The sequence below is a fragment of the uncultured Flavobacterium sp. genome, assembly GCF_951805225.1.
Taxonomy (GTDB): Bacteria; Bacteroidota; Bacteroidia; order Flavobacteriales; family Flavobacteriaceae; genus Flavobacterium.
This window is the reverse complement of record NZ_OX638201.1, coordinates 1,267,690-1,292,860: the sequence shown is the minus strand read 5'-3', so window position 1 is coordinate 1,292,860 and position 25,171 is coordinate 1,267,690. Positions and strand designations below refer to the sequence as shown.

General features: G+C 32.7%; 21 protein-coding genes. 8 read left to right on the top strand and 13 right to left on the bottom strand.

Going from position 1 to position 25,171, the window contains the following annotated elements; genetic code table 11:
• Positions 1–58: 58 nt before the first annotated feature.
• Complete coding sequence (gene holA / locus WN975_RS05495) at positions 59–1,063, bottom strand: DNA polymerase III subunit delta (protein ID WP_337965613.1); 1,005 nt, start codon at positions 1,061–1,063, stop codon at positions 59–61.
• Positions 1,064–1,159: 96 nt separating this feature from the next.
• Between holA and WN975_RS05490 the strand changes: the two genes are divergently transcribed.
• The 3 genes from WN975_RS05490 to WN975_RS05480 are packed head-to-tail and all read left to right on the top strand — an operon-like array spanning position 1,160 to position 3,523.
• On the top strand, positions 1,160–1,606 hold the full coding sequence (locus tag WN975_RS05490; RefSeq protein ID WP_337965612.1) for a type I restriction enzyme HsdR N-terminal domain-containing protein: 447 nt from the start codon (positions 1,160–1,162) through the stop codon (positions 1,604–1,606).
• A gap of 29 nt (positions 1,607–1,635) precedes the next feature.
• Positions 1,636–2,655, top strand: a complete 1,020-nt coding sequence (locus WN975_RS05485) for a glycosyltransferase family 2 protein (RefSeq protein ID WP_337965611.1) — start codon at positions 1,636–1,638, stop codon at positions 2,653–2,655.
• A 34-nt stretch (positions 2,656–2,689) separates the two neighbouring features.
• Complete coding sequence (locus WN975_RS05480; protein WP_337965610.1) at positions 2,690–3,523, top strand: OmpA family protein; 834 nt, start codon at positions 2,690–2,692, stop codon at positions 3,521–3,523.
• A gap of 188 nt (positions 3,524–3,711) precedes the next feature.
• On the opposite strand, the gene WN975_RS05475 is transcribed toward WN975_RS05480, so the two are convergent.
• The 4 genes from WN975_RS05475 to WN975_RS05460 form a co-directional block, all read right to left on the bottom strand.
• Positions 3,712–4,332: an L-threonylcarbamoyladenylate synthase gene (locus WN975_RS05475; RefSeq protein WP_099712356.1), complete on the bottom strand. Its 621-nt coding sequence runs from the start codon at positions 4,330–4,332 to the stop codon at positions 3,712–3,714.
• Positions 4,333–4,524: 192 nt separating this feature from the next.
• Positions 4,525–6,864, bottom strand: a complete 2,340-nt coding sequence (locus tag WN975_RS05470; RefSeq protein ID WP_337965609.1) for a 3'-5' exonuclease — start codon at positions 6,862–6,864, stop codon at positions 4,525–4,527.
• A gap of 546 nt (positions 6,865–7,410) precedes the next feature.
• The gene (locus WN975_RS05465) at positions 7,411–7,710 is read right to left on the bottom strand and encodes a hypothetical protein (RefSeq protein WP_337965608.1); all 300 of its coding nucleotides are present in this window, start codon (positions 7,708–7,710) and stop codon (positions 7,411–7,413) included.
• 127 nt (positions 7,711–7,837) lie between these two features.
• Entirely contained in the window at positions 7,838–8,605 is a 768-nt protein-coding gene (locus WN975_RS05460) for a TSUP family transporter (protein ID WP_337965607.1), read from the bottom strand.
• 124 nt (positions 8,606–8,729) lie between these two features.
• Here WN975_RS05460 and WN975_RS05455 point away from each other — a divergent pair, with 124 nt between their 5' ends.
• The gene (locus tag WN975_RS05455) at positions 8,730–9,251 is read left to right on the top strand and encodes a hypothetical protein (protein ID WP_337965606.1); all 522 of its coding nucleotides are present in this window, start codon (positions 8,730–8,732) and stop codon (positions 9,249–9,251) included.
• A gap of 1 nt (position 9,252) precedes the next feature.
• Here the strand turns inward: WN975_RS05455 and WN975_RS05450 are convergent, their stop codons facing one another.
• From WN975_RS05450 to WN975_RS05435, 4 genes are all read right to left on the bottom strand, one after another.
• Positions 9,253–9,705 (bottom strand): hypothetical protein, encoded by a 453-nt coding sequence (locus WN975_RS05450; protein WP_337965605.1) that lies wholly within the window; start codon positions 9,703–9,705, stop codon positions 9,253–9,255.
• An 18-nt stretch (positions 9,706–9,723) separates the two neighbouring features.
• A complete protein-coding gene (locus WN975_RS05445; RefSeq protein ID WP_337965604.1) occupies positions 9,724–10,671 on the bottom strand; it encodes a hypothetical protein in 948 nt (315 codons plus the stop codon).
• A 22-nt stretch (positions 10,672–10,693) separates the two neighbouring features.
• A complete protein-coding gene (locus WN975_RS05440; RefSeq protein ID WP_337965603.1) occupies positions 10,694–11,593 on the bottom strand; it encodes a patatin-like phospholipase family protein in 900 nt (299 codons plus the stop codon).
• A 198-nt stretch (positions 11,594–11,791) separates the two neighbouring features.
• Entirely contained in the window at positions 11,792–13,861 is a 2,070-nt protein-coding gene (locus tag WN975_RS05435) for a M1 family metallopeptidase (RefSeq protein WP_337965602.1), read from the bottom strand.
• A gap of 101 nt (positions 13,862–13,962) precedes the next feature.
• On the opposite strand from WN975_RS05435, the gene WN975_RS05430 reads away from it, so the two are divergent.
• Entirely contained in the window at positions 13,963–14,703 is a 741-nt protein-coding gene (locus WN975_RS05430; protein WP_337965601.1) for a diphthine--ammonia ligase, read from the top strand.
• Positions 14,704–14,789: 86 nt separating this feature from the next.
• Here WN975_RS05430 and WN975_RS05425 read toward each other — a convergent pair whose 3' ends face one another.
• Positions 14,790–15,332: a DUF1697 domain-containing protein gene (locus tag WN975_RS05425; protein WP_337965600.1), complete on the bottom strand. Its 543-nt coding sequence runs from the start codon at positions 15,330–15,332 to the stop codon at positions 14,790–14,792.
• 226 nt (positions 15,333–15,558) lie between these two features.
• Here WN975_RS05425 and recG point away from each other — a divergent pair, with 226 nt between their 5' ends.
• On the top strand, positions 15,559–17,667 hold the full coding sequence (recG, locus tag WN975_RS05420; RefSeq protein ID WP_337965599.1) for an ATP-dependent DNA helicase RecG: 2,109 nt from the start codon (positions 15,559–15,561) through the stop codon (positions 17,665–17,667).
• Positions 17,668–18,068: 401 nt separating this feature from the next.
• Here recG and WN975_RS05415 read toward each other — a convergent pair whose 3' ends face one another.
• The 3 genes from WN975_RS05415 to WN975_RS05405 all read right to left on the bottom strand — a co-directional run bounded on the left by WN975_RS05415 (position 18,069) and on the right by WN975_RS05405 (position 20,358).
• The gene (locus WN975_RS05415; protein ID WP_337965598.1) at positions 18,069–18,671 is read right to left on the bottom strand and encodes a PAS domain-containing protein; all 603 of its coding nucleotides are present in this window, start codon (positions 18,669–18,671) and stop codon (positions 18,069–18,071) included.
• A gap of 207 nt (positions 18,672–18,878) precedes the next feature.
• On the bottom strand, positions 18,879–19,733 hold the full coding sequence (locus WN975_RS05410) for a hypothetical protein (protein WP_099712345.1): 855 nt from the start codon (positions 19,731–19,733) through the stop codon (positions 18,879–18,881).
• A 28-nt stretch (positions 19,734–19,761) separates the two neighbouring features.
• A complete protein-coding gene (locus WN975_RS05405) occupies positions 19,762–20,358 on the bottom strand; it encodes a redoxin domain-containing protein (RefSeq protein WP_337965597.1) in 597 nt (198 codons plus the stop codon).
• Positions 20,359–20,907: 549 nt separating this feature from the next.
• Here WN975_RS05405 and WN975_RS05400 point away from each other — a divergent pair.
• Together WN975_RS05400 and WN975_RS05395 are read left to right on the top strand one after the other, a co-directional pair.
• A complete protein-coding gene (locus WN975_RS05400; RefSeq protein ID WP_337965596.1) occupies positions 20,908–21,969 on the top strand; it encodes an efflux RND transporter periplasmic adaptor subunit in 1,062 nt (353 codons plus the stop codon).
• Between the two features lie 98 nt (positions 21,970–22,067).
• Positions 22,068–25,166: an efflux RND transporter permease subunit gene (locus tag WN975_RS05395; RefSeq protein WP_337965595.1), complete on the top strand. Its 3,099-nt coding sequence runs from the start codon at positions 22,068–22,070 to the stop codon at positions 25,164–25,166.
• The last annotated feature ends 5 nt before the right edge of the window (positions 25,167–25,171 follow it).

Here is a 25,171-nt window from a genome sequence, read left to right as displayed (position 1 = left end):
TAATTATTTTTTAATGTGATTTATTTTTAGAAGTGCAAATATCGTGAATTTCCACGGCTTAATTAAATATTTTGTAAAGCATTTCTTTTAGCAAATCTGACTGTGGTAATGCATTCGCTCCTACTCCTTTACTTTTGATATCAACATCTCGCAAGGCACCAACAATCTGACTTACTTTTCGCATAGGATAATTTTTTATTGCTAAATCATATTCCTTTAAAAAATAAGGATTTACACCAATCGCAGCAGCTACATTTTTAGGATTTTTATCTTTTAATCCGTGGTATTTTAAAAGCTGAACAAAAAATCCAAAAACCAAACCTGTTGTCATTACCAATGGATATTCCTTTGGATTATGCGCAAAATTCTCTGCAATTTTATACGCTTTTAGCTGATTACGTTCTCCAATAGCTTTTCTAAGTTCAAAAACATTATAATCTTTACTAAAACCAATATTTTCTTCAATATGTTGTGGCGTAATTACAGTTCCTTGTGGCAAAATAATCTGTAATTTCTCTAATTCGTTATTGATTTTACTCAAATCCGTACCTAAAAACTCCACCAACATAGCGTTAGCTTTAGGATCAATTGTGTATTTTTTTCCGGCAAGAACACGTTTTATCCAATCACCAACTTGGTTTTCATAAAGCTTTTTACTTTCGTAAACGATTCCGTTTTGAGCAAGTAATTTAGTTACTTTTTTACGTTTGTCCAGTGTTTTATATTTATAACAAAAAACAAGAACAGTTGTTTCCATCGGATTATTGACATACGATTCTATTTTATCAATTGTTCTTGATAAATCCTGCGCTTCTTTTACGATAACAACTTGACGATCAGCCATCATAGGATAGCGCTTGGCCGTTGAAACAATATCTTCTACAGAAACATCTCTACCATATAAAACCGTTTGGTTAAATCCTCTCTCTTCTTCCGAAAGAACATTTTGCTCAATATACTCCGATAATTTATCTATATAATAAGGTTCTTCACCCATTAAAAAATATATCGGTTTGATATTTCCGGCCTTTATATCGTTAACAATTTTTACAACTTCGTCCATTCAATCTTTTGTTTCAAGTTGAAGGTTTCAGGTTCTGGTTCCAACAACTTGAAACTTTAAACATGAAACTTTAAACTATTTTAATATTTTTGTAGTATGCAGCAATTAAATTTTCCTACTTATACTTTCCGATTCAAAAATAGCGAAAATAAAGTGTCTATTTTTGATGAAATCAGGAAAAAATTTATCATTCTTACTCCTGAAGAATGGGTCCGACAACATGTTGTTCATTTTTTAATGAATGAAAAAAAGTACCCCAAATCACTTATTAATGTAGAAAAAGTTTTAACTGTCAACGGATTACGAAAACGATACGATGTTGTTGTTTTCAATTCTGATGGTTCTATACATATATTAGTAGAGTGCAAAGCGCCTGAAGTAAAAATTTCTCAGGCAACTTTTGATCAAATTGCCCGTTATAACATGACAATGAAGGCACGGTTTTTGAATGTAACGAATGGTCTCAGCCATTTTTTTTGTCAGATGGATTTTGAAAACGAAAAATACCAGTTTTTAAGAGACTTGCCAGATTATAAGAAATAAAGAATACTAAAAACAAATAAATTTTACTTTTGGATAAAATAGCTGTTGTCATTTTAAATTGGAACGGTGTAAAGTTGTTGGAACAATTTTTACCCTCGGTCGTTCAATTTTCAGAAGGAGCCACTATATATGTCGCAGATAATGCTTCTACAGATGATTCTATAAATTTCGTCAAACAAAACTTCCCTACTATTAAAATTGTTCAGAATAGTGGAAATTATGGTTTTGCAAAAGGTTATAATGATGCTTTACAATATATAGATGCTGAGATTTACGCTTTAGTAAATTCAGATATTGAAGTGACAGAAAATTGGCTTCAACCCATAATTCATACTTTTGATACCGAAATACAAACGGCAATAATTCAGCCTAAAATTCTTGATTTTAAAAATAAAGAATACTTTGAATATGCTGGTGGAGCCGGAGGATTTATTGATAAATACGGTTTCCCTTTCTGTCGTGGCCGAATTTTTGATACTATCGAAAAAGACAACGGGCAATACGACGATAATTGCGAATTATTCTGGGCTTCCGGAGCTTGTTTTTTTATCAGAAGCAAAGTATATCATGAATTAAAAGGTTTTGACGAAACGTTTTTTGCGCATCAGGAAGAAATCGATTTATGCTGGAGAGCTGCAAATGAAGGACATATTATAAAATACAATTCGGGATCTGTTGTATATCACGTTGGAGGCGCCACATTGCAACAAGGGAATCCGAAAAAGACATTTTTGAATTTTAGAAATTCACTATTAATGCTTGTCAAAAACTTACCTAAAAAGGGACTATTTTTTGTGATTTTCTTCCGAATGGTTTTAGATGGTATTGCCGGTATCCGCTTTCTTACACAAGGTAAGTTCAGCCATACTTTTGCTATTTTAAAGGCGCACTTCTCTTTTTATTGCCTATCTTTAAAATATCTAAGTAAAAGAAAAGATTTTCAAATACAACAATACTATACCGTCAAAAGTATCGTTTACCTATATTACATCAGGAAATTGGGTGTTTTTAAAGAAATCTTTAACACTAAACAAAATATTAAAAACTAAATTTGTAATCAACGTTTAATTAAATATAATACCTATGAGAAAAATAGTTATCGCACTAACAGTATTAATGGCCTTAACTTCGTGCGTATCGAAAAAAGAATATGCAGCATTAGAAGCTAAGAACAAAGAGATTCAGGATTTATTAAACTCTTGCACCGTAAAATTAAATTCTTGTCTTGAAGAAAAAGCTGGACTTGCTGCTACAGCTGAAAGCTACAAAGCACATAATCAAGACTTAATCAATAGCTCTAAAGATTTAACTGTATTAACTACTAAAGGAGCTGAAAATCTTGAAAAATCTTTAGAAAGTTTAAAAGAGAAAGATTTAAAAATATCTAGACTTCAAGATGCTTTAACTAAAAAAGACAGTGTTACACTTGCTTTAGTTACTAGTTTAAAAGGAGCAGTTGGTATTAACGATCCAGATATCGAAATCAACGTAGAAAAAGGAGTTGTATTTATCTCTATTGCAGATAAATTATTATTTAAAAGCGGAAGCTACGACGTAAGCGACAAAGCAAAATCTGTTTTGGCTAAAGTTGCAAAAGTGGTAAATGACAAACCAGATTTCGAATGTATGGTTGAAGGTCACACAGATGACGTTCCTTACAAAAGCAACGGATTTATCTTAGACAACTGGGATTTAAGTGTTAAACGTTCTACATCTATTGTACGTGTATTAACAAACGATCTTGGAGTTAACCCTGCAAAATTAATTGCTGCTGGTAGAAGTTCTTACGTACCATTAGTTGCTAATGATACTCCAGAAAACAAAGCTCGTAACAGAAGAACTCGTATTGTGGTTATGCCAAAAATCGATCAATTCTATGATATGATTGAAAAAGAAATGAAAAAACAAGCTAAATAATCTTAGTTTTACATACTTTATAATACAGAAAAAGCAGGTCAATTGACCTGCTTTTATGTATCCTTAATTTTTTTAATAACCAATTAAATATAAATCAAGAATAGCATTATTTTAAATTAACTAACTAAATTTTAACTATACTAAAGTTAGTTATTTATTTTTAACTATTATACAGTTTCAGTATTTATTTACAAAATACCAATATCACCCTTACCTTCTCTCACAATAACTGGTTCGTAATCTGATAAGTCAATAATAGTCGAACCAACATTATCGCCATAACCACCATCGATAACTAAATCGACAATATTCTGCCATTTTTCAAAAATTAATTCAGGATCTGTAGTATATTCAATTACATCATCTTCATCTCGAATCGAAGTTGAAACCACTGGATTTCCTAATTGGCGAACAATTTCCAAAATAATATTATTATCAGGAACACGAATACCAACAGTCGTTTTCTTTTTAAACTCTTTTGGTAAATTATTATTTCCAGGTAAAATAAAAGTATAAGGTCCCGGTAAAGCTCTTTTCAGAATCTTGAAAGTAGATGTATCAATCTGACGAACATAATCTGATAAATTACTCAGATCATGACAAATGAATGAGAAGTTTGCTTTCTCTAATTTCACACCTTTAATTTTTGCGATTTTCTCCAACGCACGTGAATTTGTAATATCACAGCCCAAACCATAAACAGTATCAGTTGGGTAAATTACCAATCCTCCATTCTGAAGCACTTTTACCACTTTGGCAATTGCAGCTTCACTAGGTTTATCCGGATATATTTTTATGAACTCAGCCATTTTGTTTTTTGTTTAAAGTTTATTTTGTTTCAGGTTTAAATTTCATAGCTGTGTAGTCTAACCGCAAAGTTCGCAAAGATTTACGCAAAGTTTCGCAAAGCTTTGTGTGCCTTGCGTAAATCTTTGCGAACTTTGCGGTTAAAATTATACTCAAAGTCAAGCAACCTGAAACCTGAAACTTGAAACATTTCTCTACCCTACAACATCCAATTTAGCAAAACGAAGTAAAAGCTTTTTAAGACCTCCAACTTCAAATTTTATTTCGGCTTTTTTATCCGCACCAACACCTTCCAGATTTACAACTTCACCTTTTCCAAAACGTTCGTGCATTACAACATTTCCGATTGTCAATTTATTGTCGAATAAATTTGGTGCACTTGGAGTATTCGGATTAGTTCCTGTAACAGGTTTTAGTTTTCGAATATTCAAATCCGGTTTTGGATGATTATCTGTAACATGCTTTGGTGGCGTTGAACCAATTGGTTTTGCCAGACGCAATTTAGATTTATCTATATCACCAAAAATGTCACCATCAATTGGCGATTTATATCTATAATTAGTTTCCGCAGGAGTTAGATATTCCAAATATTGTCCATCAATTTCTTCGATAAAACGTGACGGTTCACTATCTGTCAATTTCCCCCAACGATAACGAGATTGTGCGTAAGTCAAATATGCCTGATGCTCTGCACGAGTTAAAGCTACGTAAAATAATCGACGTTCTTCCTCTAATTCACTTCTGGTGCTCATACTCATCGCACTCGGAAACAAATCTTCCTCCATTCCCACCACAAAAACGTGCGGAAATTCAAGTCCTTTTGCCAAGTGAATCGTCATCAAAGCAACACGATCTTCATCAGACGTATCTTTATCTAAATCAGTTGCAAGCGCCACATCTTCCATAAATTCCGACAAAGCTCCTCTTGCGCCATCAATTTCTTTTTGTCCTTCAGTAAAATCTTTTAAACCATTCAAAAGCTCTTCGATATTCTGAATCTTCGCCATTCCTTCCGGAGTTGCATCTTTCTTCAATTCTTGAACAAGACCAGTTTTTTTAGCTACATAATCTGTAATATAAAAAGCATCCTGATTTTGATCAATTACCTGAAAACTCTGAATCATCGTAACAAAATCATTGATTTTATTCTTCGTTCCCGCGTTTAATTTCAAGTCGATTTTATCAATATTCACCATCACTTCCCAAATCGAACGTTTGTAATGATTTGCAGCAATCGTAAGTTTTTCAACAGTAGTATCACCAATTCCACGTGCCGGATAATTGATTACACGAACCAACGCTTCTTCATCTTTTGGATTAATTACCAAACGTAAATAACACAAAACATCCTTGATTTCCTTACGTTGATAAAATGACAAACCTCCATAAATTCGATACGGAATATCACGCTTTCTCAACGCGTCCTCCATTGCACGAGATTGCGCATTGGTACGATACAAAATCGCAAACGAACCATTATGCAATTGATTTTGCATTTTTTGTTCGAAAATCGTACTTGCAACAAAACGACCTTCTTCGGCGTCTGTCAAACTGCGGTGTACTTTTATCTTTTGACCAAAATCATTTGCAGTCCAAACAACTTTATCCAATTTTGTTTTATTATGCTCCATCACCGTATTTGCCGCTTCAACAATATTTCTTGTCGAACGGTAATTTTGCTCTAAACGGAACATTATTACACCTTCATAATCCTTCTGGAAATTCAGAATGTTATTAATATTTGCTCCACGAAAAGCATAAATACTCTGCGCATCATCACCAACCACACAAATATTCTGAAACTTATCAGATAAAGCTCTAACAATCAAATACTGAGAGTGATTTGTATCCTGGTACTCATCAACCAAAATATATCTGAAACGATTCTGATATTTTGCCAAAACCTCAGGAAAACGAGTCAATAACTCATTGGTTTTCAATAACAAATCATCAAAATCCATCGCGCCTGCTTTAAAACAACGCTCTACATATTGCTGATAAATTTCTCCTAAACGTGGTCTTTTAGCCATCGCATCGGCCTCTACCAATTCAGGATTATTGAAATACGCTTTTACCGTAATTAAACTGTTTTTATAATTAGATATACGGCCTAAAATCTGTTTTGGTTTATAAATATCACGATCCAACTGCATCTCCTTAATAATAGAAGAAATCAGTCTCGCCGAATCCTGAGAATCATAAATGGTAAAATTGGATGGATATCCCAAATGATCCGATTCTGCACGAAGAATACGCGCAAAAATCGAGTGAAAAGTTCCCATCCAAAGATTTTTTGCCTCAGATGCACCCACAATATCCGAAATCCTATGCTTCATTTCACGAGCAGCTTTGTTCGTAAACGTAAGCGATAAAATATTGAAAGCGTCAATTCCTTGCGCCATCAAATAAGCAATTCTAATAGTTAAAACACGGGTTTTTCCAGAACCTGCACCAGCAATAATAATCATTGGCCCGTCTTTTTTCAGCACGGGTTGTCGTTGCGCTTCATTGAGTTGATCAATGTACTTTTGCATGAAATTTTTCTCCATATTATGCAAAAATAAGAATTAATGATTGAATAAGCTACTACCTTTTTTTAAGATACTAAGTTTCTGAGATTATAAGTTTCTAAGTTTTTTTTTGAAGCAAAACAATTGGTTTTTTCAACAAACATAGTTCCCGCTTTCGGCTATATCTCTCCGTTTCACTGCGAGGATACCGCCTCTATCGGGGCTAGATCAAAAACAAGTGCTTTTTAATTTTGAAAGAAAAATCCTTAAAATATTATATATTTGTAAAACTTATTAAATTCACAAATGAATGTAGAATTAACCGAAACTGCCGAGAAAACTTTTTTTCAAATTATTAGCAAGTATAACGACTCTAAATCAACTAAATTCTCAAACCAAACTATTTCAATAATGCAAATGATCGCGCAAAACATTCATATTGGTTCTAAGTATAAAAAAACTTGCTTTCGTAAGTTTTTAATATCAAATAAAGTTTATTTATTTTATACAATCGAAAATCAAACAATATATATTGCTTTATTCTGGGATAATAAACGAAATCCAGCTGAACTAGATGTTATACTTAGTTATTAGTTTTTGTTTAAAATCTTCAAAATTAATAGTTCTACCTGCTTTTATATCTTCTTCACTTTTTTGCAACTCCTGCATCAATATTTCTTCAGGAAATAATAAAGTTGTAATTAATTTAACCTCTTGATGAGTAAAATTTTTAGATTTCAATTTTCTATAATATGTAGCATGTTTTAAACCCAGTTTTTGCATAAAAAACTCAGCTTTATAATAAGATTTGCCTATCAATTCTGGTATACTATTAATGTAGTTCTCGTAATTCTCAACTATTTCTATCATTTTATGATACTTTAAGTTATTAATTTTGATACAAAGATAGTCTATAATTTGATAATCACAACCTAAAAACCATTCACTTATATTAAAAAAAACTCAGAACCTTAACAACTTAGTCTCTTAGAACCTTTTACTTAAAAAATACATCATAGGCAAATCGTATCAAAGTACCAATTACAACAACCAAAAAGAAAATCCGAATAAAACCATTTCCTTTATTAATTGCCAATTTTGCTCCAAGCCATCCGCCAAGTCCGTTACTAATTGCCATAGGAATTGCGATTGACCAAATGATTTTTCCTTTAATCATAAACAAACAAATCGAACCAAAATTGGTTGCCAGATTTACCATTTTAGCATTTGCAGAAGCGTGCAAAAAGTCGAAACCCAACAAAGCAATAAAAGCAACTACAAAAAAACTTCCCGTTCCCGGACCAATAAATCCGTCATAGAAACCAACAATTACACTGATAATTACCGCATAAATAATTTGCGTTGTAGCCGAATGATCTTTGGCTTCATGCTGACCAAAATTTTTCTTTGCATACGTATAAATAAACAACAACGATAAAACGACCAATAAAAGTGGTTTCATAAAATCATTGCTTACCATTGTCAATATAGTAGAACCCAAAAATGCCGACGGAACTGCCAAACACATCATTATCAAAAGCAACTTCCACTGAATTACTACTTTTTTCAAATATTGAAAAGCTGCAAAAGCAGTTCCGCTAAAAGCTGGTAATTTCAGTGTTCCAATAACGGTCGAAACAGGCAGATTAGGTAATAAAATCAATCCCATTGGAGTTTGAATCAATCCGCCGCCGCCTACAATTGCATCAATAAATCCAGCTGCAAAAGCTGCTAAACAAAGGAAAAGTATAATGTATGAATCCATTAATGTTGTGTTTCAGTAGGTTTTAGAAGAAGGAAACAAAAGTAAACTTCCATTTTGTTTATTACAATAAATTTAGAGCGGATTTCTCCTCAAAAAGTATATTTTTGTTGAAAAATTGAACCAAATGGATTTTAATAGAATTATAGAATTAGCCAGTTACACTTTACCAGCCATCGTTACCGGATTTGTGGCTTATAGTTTTTTTGAACTACACATTAAAAACAATGATAAAAAGCGTAACTTTTTATTAAACAGAGAATATCAAAAACAATCGTTACCAATACGTTTACAGGCTTACGAGCGTATGACTCTGTATTTAGAGCGTATCAACCTTACGAAATTATTGATTAGAATTGCTCCGATTTCTAACGAAAAACACGATTATGAAAACTTTGTAATCGATCAAATCGAACAAGAATTTGAGCACAATTTGACGCAACAAATTTACATGTCTGATGAATGTTGGACAATTATTACAACAGCAAAAAACTCAACGATACAAATCATTCGTAAAGCTGCCATGAGCGATCGTGTTGACAATGCAGATAAATTACGCGAAAAGATTTTGAATGATTTACTAGAGAAACAATCTCCAAGTAATGCAGCTTTGGCATATATTAAAAATGAAGTAGCCGAACTTTGGTAAATTACAATTCTTGATGTAAATCTATTTTACTCAAGATTGTTTGAGTCCAGTTTTCATCTGTTTCAGAAATTATAATGGTTTTGAAACCAAATTTCTGACCTTCCATTTCAACTCCAATTGAATCATCTACATGGATATCAATATGAAACATTGGAGGAAATTTTGAACAACGAATATTTGTTTTACTACTCTTTTTTTGGTGTTTCTGTTGGTTAATTACATAATCAACAGAAATTCCATAAGAACAGAACGTCCCTTTTATTCTTGATTCACTTCTGCAGGAAGTTGTGTAAATATAAATTTGATGCTTTTGTTTTTTTAGCTCTTTAAATAAATCTATTGTTCCTTTTCTTAGAGATTCAATTCCAAAAATTCGCTGAAGAAAATTTGTTTTTTCTAATTGAAATTTATTTTTAGAAATCAATGTATCGTCCAGATCAAAAGATATTATCATAATCTACATCAATCTTATTTAAATCTGTTTTTCTTTAAGCTCAAGATTTTTCTTTAAAGCATTCAGCAATTTGCTTTCAAAATCAGCAATTATATTCTTCGAACAAAATTCTCCATAAAGCGGAACATTTGTTCTCACTTTATAATCACAAACAAGCGTTAGTTTTGTTTTCGATTCATTTATTTTTTCAAGTTCATATGTTATAGAACTAAAAACCAAGTTTTTATTCTTAAGAACATGCTTAAATGTTTGACTATTCTCGAGCTTTGATTTATCAACATTAATAGCAAAAGACATTTTCTTGAATTTATCTAATTCTATAATTTTCTCATTTAAAACTATTCCGTTATCAAAATATCCTAATCTTGTATTTGTCTTGGAATTATAGTCGGATTTTACCGGATTTGGAAAACCTAAATAATTATAAACGGAATTATCTATATCATTCGTAAGTTCAGGAACTGAAGCTAAGTTGTTCCAAACAAACTCATTCGAAGCATTAATTTCTACTGTTTGGGAAACCTGAAAACTCGATTCTTTTTTTTCTACATATTTTTCAATATTCCCTAAAACGATTGGAATCAAGACTAATAACAAACTATTTCTATTGGTGTTTTCTTTTTCCTTTTCTATTCGAAATTTAATAACGTATCTAAAAATAACACTTATCAAAACAGAAAAAACTACGTAAGGCGGAAGTAAAATAATCAAACATCCTAAGTCTTCAAATCTTGATCTAAAAGCAAAATATAAAAATAGAAATGAGCTTATCAACGGAAAAAGTATTGCTTTTAAGCAACTGTCTGCAAAAACTTTAGGATCGATTACAAAAGGTAAATATCCCATTATGATTGGAACAATAATCAGATAATCGAGTGAATTAAATTCAATAACATTAAATTCGACTAAAACCCTAAAAAGCATTGCATAAACAACAGCAAATATAATTCCGTAGTATTTCTTCATTCTTGATTTTTAACTTCTTATATTATCTGTTATCACTCATAATTTCAGACTTATTCTGAGCATATTCATAACCTTGTTCCCACCAAACTTTCATCACTTCTTTATTAAAAATAAGCGCATTATTGGTCAGTTTTGTTGGTGTGTAATATAAGTTAAGTTTCACATTCTTATTCGTTGCCATAAGTTTTCCTATAGCAATATCGTGTTTTTCAACCTGATCTAAAGCAATTCTAAACAAATCAATCATTAAAGAAAATGGATTTTTGCCAATAACTGTTTTATCCATATTAACTTCTGTTTCCAGGATAATTACATCAATTTCTGTTGCGCCGCGATTGATAGCTTCACGAATAGGAACCAAACTCGAAAATCCGCCATCTCCATATTCAGAATTATTTCTCTCTACCAAACTCATAAACGGAACATAATTACTCGAAATCCAGGACCAATCACAAAACTCTTCGTAACTACAATCTTTTATAGACTTGTATTCTGACTCATTTTTGGTAAAATTGGTTACGGTGATTATTACGTCGTTATTCAGTTTTTTCAATTTATTAAAATCCGAAAGACTGAAGTTATTCTGGATGTATTTCCTTAATCCTTTACTTTCTCCAAAAGTTCGCTTTCCCTTAAAAAACTGACGTAAAACATTGAAGTGATTTATAGTTACAATATCAACTCCGTCTTTATTTTTAACGACAAATGGGCAAATATTAAAGATACTTCCCATTGTAACATTCGTGTAAACGGAATGAATTTTCTTGATATGTCCCAACGCTAAATGCGGAATCAGCAAACTTCCGGTAGAAGTGCCGATGAACAAATCATATTCGTGATTTTTTTCTTCAATTAAATATTGCGCCACACCGCCAGCAAATGCGCCTTTACTTCCTCCACCAGAAATAACCAATGCTCTCATAAATATATTGTAGGTATTTGTATTTGTTTTTTTTGGCTTTTAGAAGATGAAAGATGCTAGAGCAAAGAACCAAGACTTTATTTTACACGTAAAAAATCCTTACTCTTGCTTCTTGCATCTTTCTTCTATAAATCTATATTCTTTATTCTATTCTCTTTATTCTAACATCTTTCTTCTATAATCTTGCTTCTTTCTTCTCTACTCTTTTTTCTCTTTCAACAAACGATCCAATTGAAATTGTTCATCAGGGGTCAAATTAGGCAAAATTCTTTCAAATGAAACACGCATTTCTGAATTTTTTAATAAAAACCGAATTGTATCTCTTCCAAACTTAGAAAACTGCCACATATGATGCGTTGTTGCCGATACTAAATTAGTCAGAACCTGATCATTAATAATTTTAAAGGAAATGAGTTTTTCAAGCGCATTTTGTCTTGTTGTAGCTTCGTATTTCGTTGAAGAAAAAGAAATTAATTCTGTAACCAAAGCTTCTGAATTATCACTATAATTTGGTGTGGATAAAACTAACGAAAGCCACATTGTACGAAGATTATAGTCATTGAAACCGATCCAGTTTTTTGATTTATCAAGATATTCTGAGCGATGATCCGGAAAGTTTTTCCACAACCAAAACAAAGCAATTTCCTGCGTTTGATATGATTTATCGTCAAGCAAAGTTTCATATTCTAATCTAAAATCTTCGGGAATCTTAGTCAAAGTACTCGCAACATCTTGTCGGACTTGAACATTATTCGTTTTTAAAGCTGTGAGTAAAAGATCTTTTTTGGCTTCGTATTTTTCATTTGCTAATTGATCGACAATTGCTTGTTTCACACCTTGATAAACATCTGATTCTAAAGTTTTCTTCAGAAAAACTTCTTTTTCAGCCAAAGGCGTTTTCTTTAATTTATCAACTTCTAAACGTGTTTGAATTGCCTTGTTTTTACTTAATAAAGCATTTGCTGTTGGCGTATCAAAAGCTGGAGATTCTAACCATGTTTTCTGAAATTTGTCTAAATCAAAATCAGAAACTTTCTTTATTTCGTCAAAGAAATTTTGGGTATTTACGGTTTGATAAGAATACTTTTTCAAGTAATTTTTTATCACTTTTTTGAATGCTTTATCTCCAATTGCTTCATTTAAAACAAACAACGCCCAAGCTCCTTTTTCGTAAAAAGTCAGAGAACTTGCTTTGGCATTCAAAACCGGAACTGAATCTGTTCTGGAAGCAAATTTTATTTGTTGTGCAGAATCATATAATTTCGAATAAAAATAATCTTCACCGTAAATATCTCGCTCAGCAAGCAAAGCATAATAAGTTGCAAAACCTTCCTGAAGCCAGTGATGCGTGCTACTTTCGGCGGTAATTAAATCGCCAAACCAATGATGTGCCAACTCATGCGCATCAACATTTGTATAATTTCTATCTTCAAAACCTATTGAATCAACAACATAACGCGTCGCAAAAAGTGTTGAAGTTGTATTTTCCATTCCTGCATACAAAAAATCACGAACCGGAATTTCTCTATAAATTTCCCACGGATATTTTACGCCTATTTCTTTCTCTAAAAAATCAAATATTCGTTTTGAATAGCGATATGTTGATTCAAAACGATTAACATCTTTATTTTCTAAATAATATTCTAATGGAATTTTTGACTTTGCTTTCAGTTCTTTTTTATCATATTTCCCAATCGCAAGCATTGCCAGATAAGAACTCATAGGTTCTTCCATTCCGTATTGCCATTGGGTTAAATCATCTTTTGTCGTTTTTTCTTTTAAAATTCCGTTTGAGATTACCTGATAGTCTTTATTGAAAGTAATTCCGAGATTAAAAATCAGTTTTTCATTTACATCATCAAAACTCGGAAACCAATTACTCGTATATCTTCCTTGTCCTTGTGTCCAAATCTGAACTTCTGAATTTTCCATATCAATGAAATACAGCGCTTGTTTTGGCTTTGCCCAATAATCAAAAGTCAATGTGTTTTTTCCCTTCTGAAAATTATCAATTAACTGCAATTCTTTGCCAGTATTTACAAAATTGACTTCTTTTTGATTGATTCGGATTTTGGTAAATTCCATGTTTTTGGCATCAATTTTAATCGTATCAGTTGGTTTCAAAACATCAAACTGATATTCTACTGAACCGGCGATTGTTTTGTCTGATGCATCTAATTTCAATTGGCCTTTAACCGATTTGAAATCGACAAATTGAGTTTGTTGTGCAAAAATGAAAGTGGTAAAAAAGAGAAGAATATATTTCATTAAGGATAAATTTGTGGCAAAGATCCAAAGTTACAAAGGTTTCGCCAACAAATCGAACGAAATTTGTAAGTTTACCAACAGAAAATTACATTATCGTGTCAATGCCCAAAAAAGCCTTATTTAACTGGAGCAGCGGAAAAGATTCTGCACTTGCTTTATATAAAATTTTACAGAATCCTGATTTTAAAATCGAATATTTAATGACGAGTGTCAACCAACAATTCCAACGCATTTCGATGCATGGTGTTCGTGTTGAATTACTTGAAGCGCAAGCAAAAAGTATTGGTTTACCATTGAAAATTTTACAAATTCCGGAAATGCCTACAATGGAAGTTTACGAAGATGTAATGACCAAATCCTTAACAGAATTAAGAGAACAAGGTATTACACATTCGGTTTTTGGAGATATTTTTCTGGAAGATTTGCGAAAATATCGCGAAGATCAATTGGCTAAACTAGGATTTGAAGGCGTTTTCCCAATCTGGAAAATCCCTACTCCCGATTTGATTCATGAGTTTATTTCCTTAGGTTTCAAAACTATTGTGGTTTGTGTAAACGAGCGTTATCTGGACAAAAGCTTTGTTGGACGTGTAATCGATCAAATCTTTATAAATGATTTACCTGAAAATGTAGATGTTTGTGGCGAAAATGGCGAATTTCATACTTTTACTTTTGATGGACCAATTTTTTCAGAACCTATAAAATTCGAAATTGGAGAAATCGTTTATCGAAAATATGAAAAACCAAAAACCAAAGATTCTTCAAATACTGCTTGTGATACCAATTCAACTGATGCTTTTGATTATGGATTTTGGTATTGTGATTTGGTTCCTAAAAACTAAATTAGATGATTAGATAATGTGTCAATTTGATAATTATTAGAACACTCAAATAAATTATCTCATTTTCTAATTGACACATTTTCTAATTATTCAGAGTACATATTCAATAAATTAGTCACCGTATTCCAGTTTCTAATTGTTGCAGTCACGTTTAGTTTTTTCTCAATATATTTTTGATCAAATCTTGTTTTTCCAGCGCCAACAGCATATTTAATAAAAATTCTGTTGCCATCAATACTGGCTTCATCAGGTTTAAATTGGCTTATTTTTAAGTCGTTTATGTTTTCGCTTTTTAGAGCAATCGAAACAAAAGCAACGTATAATTTTTTAGTGTCAACTTCTTTTTCTTTCAAAAACGGACTATTTTTAAAACATAATTCCAAATCTTCTTTTGTGATCACAATCGTAGGAACTTCGTGTCCAAAAACTTTAAAAATTTCCTGTTTGATCATAAAACCAACTTTCGACGCACTTTCTTCGTCTGTATCGACAAAAACATTTCCGGATTGAAGATAAGTTCTCACATTTTTAAAACCAATATTTTCCAACATTGCTTTCAAAGCCTCCATTTTCATCATATTGTGTCCAGAAACGTTGATTCCTCTTAAAAGTGCTAAATGTGTAGTCATTTTTTGAAATTTTATTCTTCAAAGATATTATTTTCTATAGTTTAAATTCTCTCATTTTTAAAATTCCTAATTAAAATCTATCTTCGCTTTCTTAAAGAGAAAAGATTATAGAACATACAATATAGATAAAATATGTTGCTTGATTCTATAATCTTGCTTCTATAATCTTTTCTCTATGTTCTATAATCTATTTTCTATACTCTAAATTTTAAGAAGTCTACAAAAAATGTCCTATAATCTCCTTGAAACTCAAATCGAATACTTAAAAGGTGTTGGCCCAACTCGTGGTCAATTGCTTCGTAAGGAATTGGGAATTCATAAATATGGTGATTTAGTTAATTTTTTTCCGAATAGATATATTGACAGAACTCGTTATTATAAGATAAACGAACTTCAGAATACGGGTTCAGAAGTTCAGATTATTGGAAAAATTATCAACATAAAAACGGTTGAGTTTGCCAAAAACAAAAAACGTCTTGTTGCTACTTTTGTAGATGATACGGGACAAATGGACTTAAACTGGTTTCAGGGACATAAATGGGTTCGTGAAAGTTTAAAGCTGAATGAAGTTTGTGTGATTTTTGGAAAATGTTCTCTTTACGGAAGTCAATTTAGTATGGCGCATCCGGAAATTGAGTTGTTTAGCGAGCATGAAAAAAGTCTTCGTTCTGCAATGCAACCTGTTTATCCTTCGACTGAAACTCTGGCAAACAGGGGAATTTCAAATAGAACGATTAACAAGATAATGGAGCAATTGTTTATTGAAACTCAAGCTTTATTTACAGAAACATTTCCTCCTTATTTGATCGCTGAATTAAATTTAATGTCAAAAAGAGCGGCTTTATTCAACATCCATTTTCCTAAAAGCACTGAGATTTTGGCGAAAGCCCAATTCCGACTTAAATTTGAGGAATTGTTCTTTATTCAGTTGCAATTAATTACCAAAAATCTGATTCGGAAACATAAAATAAAAGGACATCCATTTTCGAAAGTTGGGGAATTTTTCGGTGAGTTTTATCAGAATCATTTGCCGTTTGAGCTTACAAATGCACAAAAAAGGGTGATCAAAGAAATCCGTTCAGATATGGGCAGTAATGCTCAAATGAACCGTTTACTGCAAGGTGATGTTGGTTCCGGAAAAACTATTGTGGCTTTTATGAGCATGCTTTTGGCGATGGATAATGGTTTTCAGGCTTGTTTAATGGCGCCGACAGAAATTCTCGCTAATCAACATTTTATTGGTTTATCAGAATTAGCAGAAACCTTAAATATAAACATCAAAATACTTACAGGTTCAACTAAAACTTCGGCTCGAAAAATCATCCACGAAGAACTTGAAAACGGAACTTTAAATATCTTAATCGGAACGCATGCTTTACTCGAAGACAAAGTCAAGTTTCAGAATCTGGGCTTGGCTGTAATTGATGAGCAACATAGATTTGGCGTAGAACAGCGTTCTAAATTATGGAAGAAAAATGATATTCCGCCACACGTTTTGGTTATGACCGCCACTCCTATTCCGCGAACTTTAGCAATGAGTTTGTATGGAGATTTAGATATTTCGGTAATTGATGAATTGCCTCCTGGCCGAAAACCTATTCAAACTGTGCATCGTTTTGATAGTAATCGTTTGAAGGTTTGGAAATTCCTAAGAGATGAAATTGCGCTTGGAAGACAGATATATATTGTTTATCCGTTGATTCAGGAATCAGAAAAAATGGATTATAAGGATTTAATGGACGGTTACGAAAGTATTTCCCGTGATTTTCCGTTGCCTCAATATTCGATTTCGATCTTACACGGAAAAATGAAACCTGCGGATAAAGATGCCGAAATGAAACGCTTTTCTGAAGGCAAAACTAATATAATGGTCGCAACAACGGTAATCGAAGTTGGTGTAAATGTTCCAAACGCGAGTGTAATGATTATCGAAAGTGCCGAACGTTTTGGATTGTCTCAGCTTCACCAATTACGCGGCCGTGTTGGTCGTGGCGCTGAGCAGAGTTATTGTATTTTAATGACAAGTCATAAATTGAGTGCCGACAGTAAAACCCGAATGGAAACGATGGTTCAGACGAATGATGGTTTCGAAATTGCCGAAGTCGACCTTAAACTTCGTGGTCCCGGAGATTTAATGGGAACACAGCAAAGTGGTGTTTTAAATCTTCAAATTGCAGATATTGTGCGTGATCGTGAAATCTTAAGTCTTGCAAGAAATTATGCAATGAAAATTCTTAAAGAAGATGGTCCGTTGCAAAAACCGGAACACGCAGTTTTGAAAGCTGTATTTCTTGAACTTACTAAAAAGAAAAATATCTGGAATTATATAAGCTAATTCTTTTTAAAGGTGCTAAGGTACTGAGATTCTGAGGCGCTAAGCTTTTAAAAAGACGTAAAGCTTTTCCATTAATATTGTCATTTCGAGGAACGAGAAATCTCCATAAGAAGCTCGACAAAGATTGGCGACAATATAGAACGCGGATGACGCGGATTCGCTTTGCGAAAACACGGATTAAAACGGATTTTACCAGCTTAATATTATCATTTCGAACGTGAAATCTCTACAAGTAAGTCCTAAAAAAAATATACTTCACTGTATCATACCTAAACAATGTTTAGGATTCGAATATTCAATTACCATTTCTAAAGGTGATTCAGATTTGTTGGGGGCCAAATATTAAATTTTGAATATTCTGACTGATGCAATGAAGCATATTGTTAGAGTTAATTGTATTATTATTTTTTTGGAGGTGCTTTCTTTTCAAATAAACCATTGAACAAACCTTTACTTACTTTATTTTTATCATCTTTTTTGGTTGCGATAAGATGATCTATATATTCCATATAAGTTTTCTTGCGCTCTTCCAGAAAACCTACAAGGTATTCTTCAGAAGCGTGAAGTCCGCTTACTTCTTCAATATGCAGAAGTTTTTTGTACAAAGGTTCTATAAACTTTACGATAATATCCTCAGGAACTGATTTTCTGGTTCCAAAGTATCCTACGATTTCTCCATCAGCATCAGCTATGATTTTAAAATCGGTGACAACCCAATAAAACCTTCCGGTTTTGGACATATTCTTGATAATCACATGAATATTTTGGCTTGACTTAATACTATCCCACAAGAATTTAAAAATAACTTTTGGCATATCAGGATGACGTACAATATTATGAGGCTGTCCAACAAGCTCAAATTCATCATATCCTGATACATCTATAAAATCTTCATTGGCGTATAGAATCGTCCCTTTTGTATCTGTTTTACTGAGTAATACTTTACTCTTATTCCAATCAACTTCGCGATCTGATGGAGTTGGACGGTTAGTTCGGGTATCCATAATTTTTGTCTTTAAAATTAATATACAGTTATATTTCTGCGTATAAAGTTCAATTCTTTCAAAGCTTTATTCTAATTAAGCTCTGGTTCTAAAATCATTAATATGCTTTTTGTAATCAGCACATTGGACTGGCCGATTAAAAATCATACTGACACATAAAATAAAATAGATTTAATAATTAATCTGGAAGTTGGTTTCTATTAAATTTTATCCCCTGCTGTTTGTCGATTTAACATGAATATCGTTTACTAAATCGTCGATCTTTTTAGCACTTTCACGCATCATTTCTAAGTAACTAAGCAGTTTGTCATTGTCAGTATGTCCTTTTGAAACATCAATAAGTTTTAAAACTGAATTTACCGGTAGTTTTAAATCTAAAGTTGTTCTGTGAATAAAATCATTATAGTCTTTTGTAGCGCTCTGAGAGCTATATTTTGCAGATGCCAGTTTGATGTTTTCTAATTCGTATTCATCAGAAATTTTAGAAATATGATTTTGGCTGTGTTTCTTAAAATAATACGCCCAATATCCATTCATGAAAAATACAACTGCTGCTAAAACTACGTGAATTACAAAAGTTTCAAGGTCAAAATTAACCTGCGAAAAATACAATTGTAAACCTTTTGGATCAGTAAAAGTAAAATTTTGCATGTATGCCAAAGCTCCGTGATGCAATACTACCAGTAATGTAAGCGGAATTTGAAGTTTCCAGTTTTGATAAATAATCAAAATGGTACTTGCGATAAAAACTGTAAAATGCATCTCAAACAATCCGTGCATTTGATAGATATACTGCGCCATAAATATTGCTAAAACCACAGACAATACATATTGGTAAAAAGTGGATCTTTTGACAAAAAACTTTGCCGAATAATACAGTAACAAATTCAAAGTACCAACGCCTACTCCTATTTCAAAAGTATCGTATTTAAAGGCTAACGCAATTCCGAAAAGGAAATAAGCGGCAAGAACATAATTGATAATTGTATCTGATTTTTGTGTCATTGTCGACGTAAAATTGTACAGATAATCTTGTTCATTCAAACTGGCTTTTGTTTTCATAAATTAAATAATTAGGTTAAGGATAGATTTATTTAGTGCATTTTGGTAACGAACATCCATAAGCTCTAAGAGCTAAAGCATCAAATGAAGGGGCATGATTTTGTTTTAGCAAAGCCTCAATTGCCTGTTGGGCATAATTGCTGTCGGCATTGGTGCAATACCTTGTTTTATTATAATTTCCGCGGTAATATAAGTTTTGAGAATCGTCGAGAAGAACGGCTTGCGGAGTCGAAAAAACGCCACAACTCTTTGCCATTCCTTCATCAAAATAAACCGGGATATTAGCGTCGAATTTTTTCTGGATTTCTTCGATTGTAAAGCTCTTCTGCTTATTGATAACTACAATTTTAAAGTTAATGCGATCTCCGTATTTCTTAATCAATCCGCTTACATGAGGTATATTAAAGCGGGAACACGGGCAATCAGGATTAAAGAAATGAATAAAAACCGGTCTGTGATCAGTTGTGCAGCATTTTAGATCAATTTTACTTCCCATGGCTATCTCCTGATAATCACGAGGAATTGGTGTTGGTAAACTATATTTAAATTCGTTTTGCCAAAACAAGAAAGAAATTGCAACAAGTAATAATGAAAACCATAAGACTAAAAGTATTTTTTTCTTCATAAATTGATTATTTTCTTAGTGAGGGAATAAAAAAAAGATAAACACTTGTTAACGCAATTACTTGCAAATTTTAGACTTTTGATTAAAAAACAGCGCCATTTCTCATGTTTTACCGATTTACGAATTAAAAATATAGGTTTTTATGTATCAAAAAATATATTTTGTTTAACCTTATCAATGTTACAAATAAAATCGATAAAGTGCAACATAAATCAGATAAAATACTTTAAAAAGAAGTATTGAAAGATTTTTCTGTAATAAAAAATACGTACATTTACACAAATACAATGTAAAAACTTACAAAATAGTTAAGAATCCATAAAAATTGACGTTTTTTTTAACTCTTTTTTAAACCGCTAAAAATAATCTTAATTTTTTTTTCGATCAACATTAAACCATTGTTAAGTAAAGCAGTCTAAGACATGAATTAATTAAAAAACTTGTACATACAAGTGTTAAATAAAAGCTAACACCTTTCGTTTTCACAACAAAAAGTTAAATTTGCAAGCTTACTAAAAACACAGACCAAAACACATTCACCCTAATTTTATGAAAGTAAAAAACCTAATTTACGCCCTTCTAATTATCGTTCTAGGAGGTTTTATTGCCTACAGAGTGGTATCTAATAAAAGTAAAAACGACGAATCTAAAAAATTTGGCGATAAAGATACTCCAACAACTGTAACGGGAATCGTAGTAAACACTTCTACTTTTGATAACAATCTATCATTATCAGGATCAATTGAAGCAAATGAACAAATTGAAATCCGCAGTGAAGTTTCAGGGATTGTCGAAGGTATTTACTTTAATGAAGGTAGTTTTGTAAACAAAGGTCAAGTGCTTTTTAAAGTAAATGATATCGAGCTAAAAGCGCAATTAAGACAAGCGGTTACCAAAGAAGGTTTGGCTGCTGAGAATGAAAGAAGAGCGAAATTATTACTTCAAAAAGAAGCTATAAGTCAGGAAGAATTTGATGTTGCAAAAGCAGATCACGCGTCTTCTCAAGCACAAAGTCAATTGATAAGAGCTCAAATTGCTAAAACTTCTGTTAAAGCTCCGTTTTCTGGAAAAATTGGTTTGCGTTCTATCTCACCGGGAACTTATATTACTCCAACAATTTTAGTAGCAAAATTAGTTAATACAGGAAAATTGAAGATTACATTTTCTATCCCTGAAAAATATGCTTCACAAGTAAAATCTGGATCAACAATAGATTTTTCGGTTTCAGGATCTGATAAAGTTTATTCTGCAAAAATTTATGCAATTGAACCAGAAGTAGCCGTTGCAACACGTACATTACAAGTTCGCGCTATTGCTGATAATATCGATGGAAAACTTTTCCCGGGAACTTTTGCTGATGTAAAATTACCATTGAACATTATAAAAGATGCAATCGTAGTTCCTTCAGAAGCCATTGTCCCGATACAAGACGGTAAAAAAGTTTATATCGCCAATATGGGCAAAGCCAAAGAAGTAAAAGTTGATGCAACAACAAGAACAGATGCTTCTATTTTGATTTTGTCAGGATTAAAAGCCGGAGACACGTTGATTACCAGCGGCGTTATGTCATTAAAAAACGAAGCTCCAATAAAAGTTGTAGTAAAAAAATAGTTTTTTTGAGTTATGAGTTTTGAATTTAGAAAAATCTATTTTCTTTATTCTATAATCTAAATATCTGCACTCAAAAATCTAAAATCCTAAATCAAAACATGAGTTTATCAACCACAAGTATAAGAAGACCCGTTTTAACGATTGTACTGAATCTTTTAATTATTCTATTCGGTTTCATTGGTTATACGTTTTTGGGTGTTCGAGAATTTCCTTCGATTGATCCTGCGCAAGTTTCAATTCGAACAAACTACACTGGAGCAAATGCCGATATTATCGAATCGCAAATTACAGAACCTCTTGAAAAAGCAGTAAATGCAATTGATGGTATTCGAAATATAACTTCCTCAAGTAATCAGGGAAGTAGTAATATCACGATCGAATTTAACTTAGACAAAGATCTTGAAGAAGCGGCAAATGACGTTCGTGACAAGGTTTCGCAAGCCATTAGAAGTTTACCGCAAGATATTGATGCACCGCCGGTAGTATCAAAAGCAGATGCGGATAGTGATGCAATTATCTCTATGACAGTGCAAAGTGATAGCCGAAGCGCACTTGAATTGAGTGATTATGCAGAGAATGTTATTTCGCAACGATTAGAGACAATTCCAGGTGTGAGTGGTGTTCAAATTTGGGGACAAAAACGTTATGCAATGCGTTTATGGATCGATCCAGTAAAATTAACCGCTTATGGTTGTACAGTTTCTGATGTTCGTGATGCACTTAATGCTCAAAATGTCGAATTACCATCTGGAAAACTTACCGGAAACAACACTGAATTAACGGTAAAAACGGTTGGAAATCTTTCTAAACCATCAGAATTTAATAATATTATCATTCGTACAGACGGCGATAAAATCGTTCGTTTAAGTGATATTGGTGGTGCTGAATTAGGTCCTGAAAATATCGAAACAAAACTAAGCCAATCCGGATTACCAATGATTGGTTTGGCTATTGTGCCAATGCCAGGAGCAAATTACTTAGACATTTCGGCAGAATTCTATAAAAAATACGAAGCTTTAAAGAAAGATCTTCCAAAAGATATCAAACTAAATATTGCGCTTGATAATACCATTTTCGTAAAGAAATCAGTACTTGAAGTTGCTGAGACTTTAGGAATCTCAATTATTCTTGTAATCATTATTATCTACTTATTCTTTAGAGATTGGGCAATTGCGTTCAGACCTTTAATTGATATTCCGGTATCGTTAATTGCTACGTTTTTTATCATGTGGCTTTTCGGATTCTCGATCAACGTATTGACTTTATTGGCAATTGTTTTAGCGACAGGTTTGGTGGTCGATGACGGAATTGTAGTTACCGAAAATATCTTTAAGAAAGTCGAAGAAGGAATGTCGCCAATCGAAGCGGCAATCAAAGGTTCTAATGAAATTTTCTATGCCGTAATTTCGATTTCTGTTACACTTGCAGCAGTATTTTTACCTGTAATTTTCTTAGAAGGATTCGTTGGTCGACTCTTTAGGGAATTTGGAGTTGTAATTGGTGCTGCGGTATTAATTTCTGCCTTTGTATCCTTGACTTTAACGCCAATGTTGAATGCTTATTTAATGAAAGGCGGCGAACAAAAAAAATCAAAATTCTACGTTAGAACTGAGCCTTTTTTCGAAAGATTAAATAGCGGTTATGCCGATGCTTTAGGCCGTTTTATGGAGAAAAAATGGATCAGTTTTCCAATCTTGATTGCGTGTTTTGGATTGATTTATTTATTTTTTACTATTCTTCCAAAAGAAACTGCACCTTATGACGATCGTAGTTCTGTAACCATGCGTATGACAACTCCAGAAGGATCTTCATACGAATATACAGACCGTTTTATGCAGGAAATCTCAAAATTGGTAGACGATTCTATTCCGGAGAAAAAAGTAAGTTTGGTGATTACAGCGCCAGGTTTTGGAGCTTCGGCAACAAATACCGGTTTTATCAGACTTTCGTTAAAAGAACCTGACGAAAGAAAACGATCTCAAAAAGAGGTTGCGGATCAATTGACAAAAATGACCAAAAGATATCCTGACGCTAAAACATCTGTAATTCAGCAACCTACAATTGCCGTAAACAGACGTGGAGGTTTACCGATTCAGTATATTATTCAGGCTCCGAATTTTGAAAAATTAAGAGAAAAAATTCCTGTATTTATGGATGAAGTTGGTAAAAGTGATGTTTTCTCTATTACCGATGTAAATTTAAAATTCAACAAACCCGAAATCAACGTAAGTATCGATCGTGAAAAGGCAGAAAGCTTGGGGATTTCGATCATTGATATTGCCCAAACTTTGCAACTTTCGTTAAGCGGACAACGTTTTGGTTATTTCATTAAAAACGGAAAACAATATCAGGTTATTGGACAATTTGATCAAAAAGACAGATCTAAACCTTTGGATTTAACTTCGATGTTTGTAAAAAACAGAAAAGGCGAATTAATCCAAATGGACAACGTTGTAAAGGTTGAAGAACAAAGTAATCCGCCACAATTATACCACAATAACCGTTATATGTCTGCGACAGTTTCTGCAGGTTTAGCTCCGGGAAAAAGTATTAGTGACGGTATTGAAGAAATGGATAAAATTAAAGCTAAAGTTCTTGACGAAAGTTTCACTACAGATTTAAGTGGAGAATCAAGAGATTTTGTCGAAAGTAGTTCTAATACTTCTTTCGCATTTGGACTTGCTTTATTATTGATCTTTTTAATTCTTGCAGCACAATTTGAGAGTTTTATTGATCCGTTAATTATCATTTTGACTGTGCCAATGGCGGTTGCGGGAGCATTATTCTCGTTATGGTTATTCAATCAGACCTGGAATATTTTTAGTCAGATTGGTACCGTAATGCTTATTGGTTTGGTAACCAAAAACGGTATTTTGATCGTTGAATTTGCGAATCAGTTACGAGAACAGGGAAAACCAAAATTAGAAGCAATTCTGGAAGCGTCAGAAGCGCGTTTACGTCCAATTTTGATGACGAGTTTAGCAATTGCTTTAGGAGCTTTACCAATTGCAATGTCACTTGGAGCAGCGTCTACAAGTAGAATTGGAATGGGAGTTGTAATCGTTGGAGGAACAATTTTCTCTTTGGCTTTGACCCTATTTGTAATTCCTGCTATTTATTTAATGTGGTCTAAAGCCCGTAAACATTATCCGGAGTTTGATCATATTGAAGAATATGAAAGAGATAGCAAAGTATAGATTCT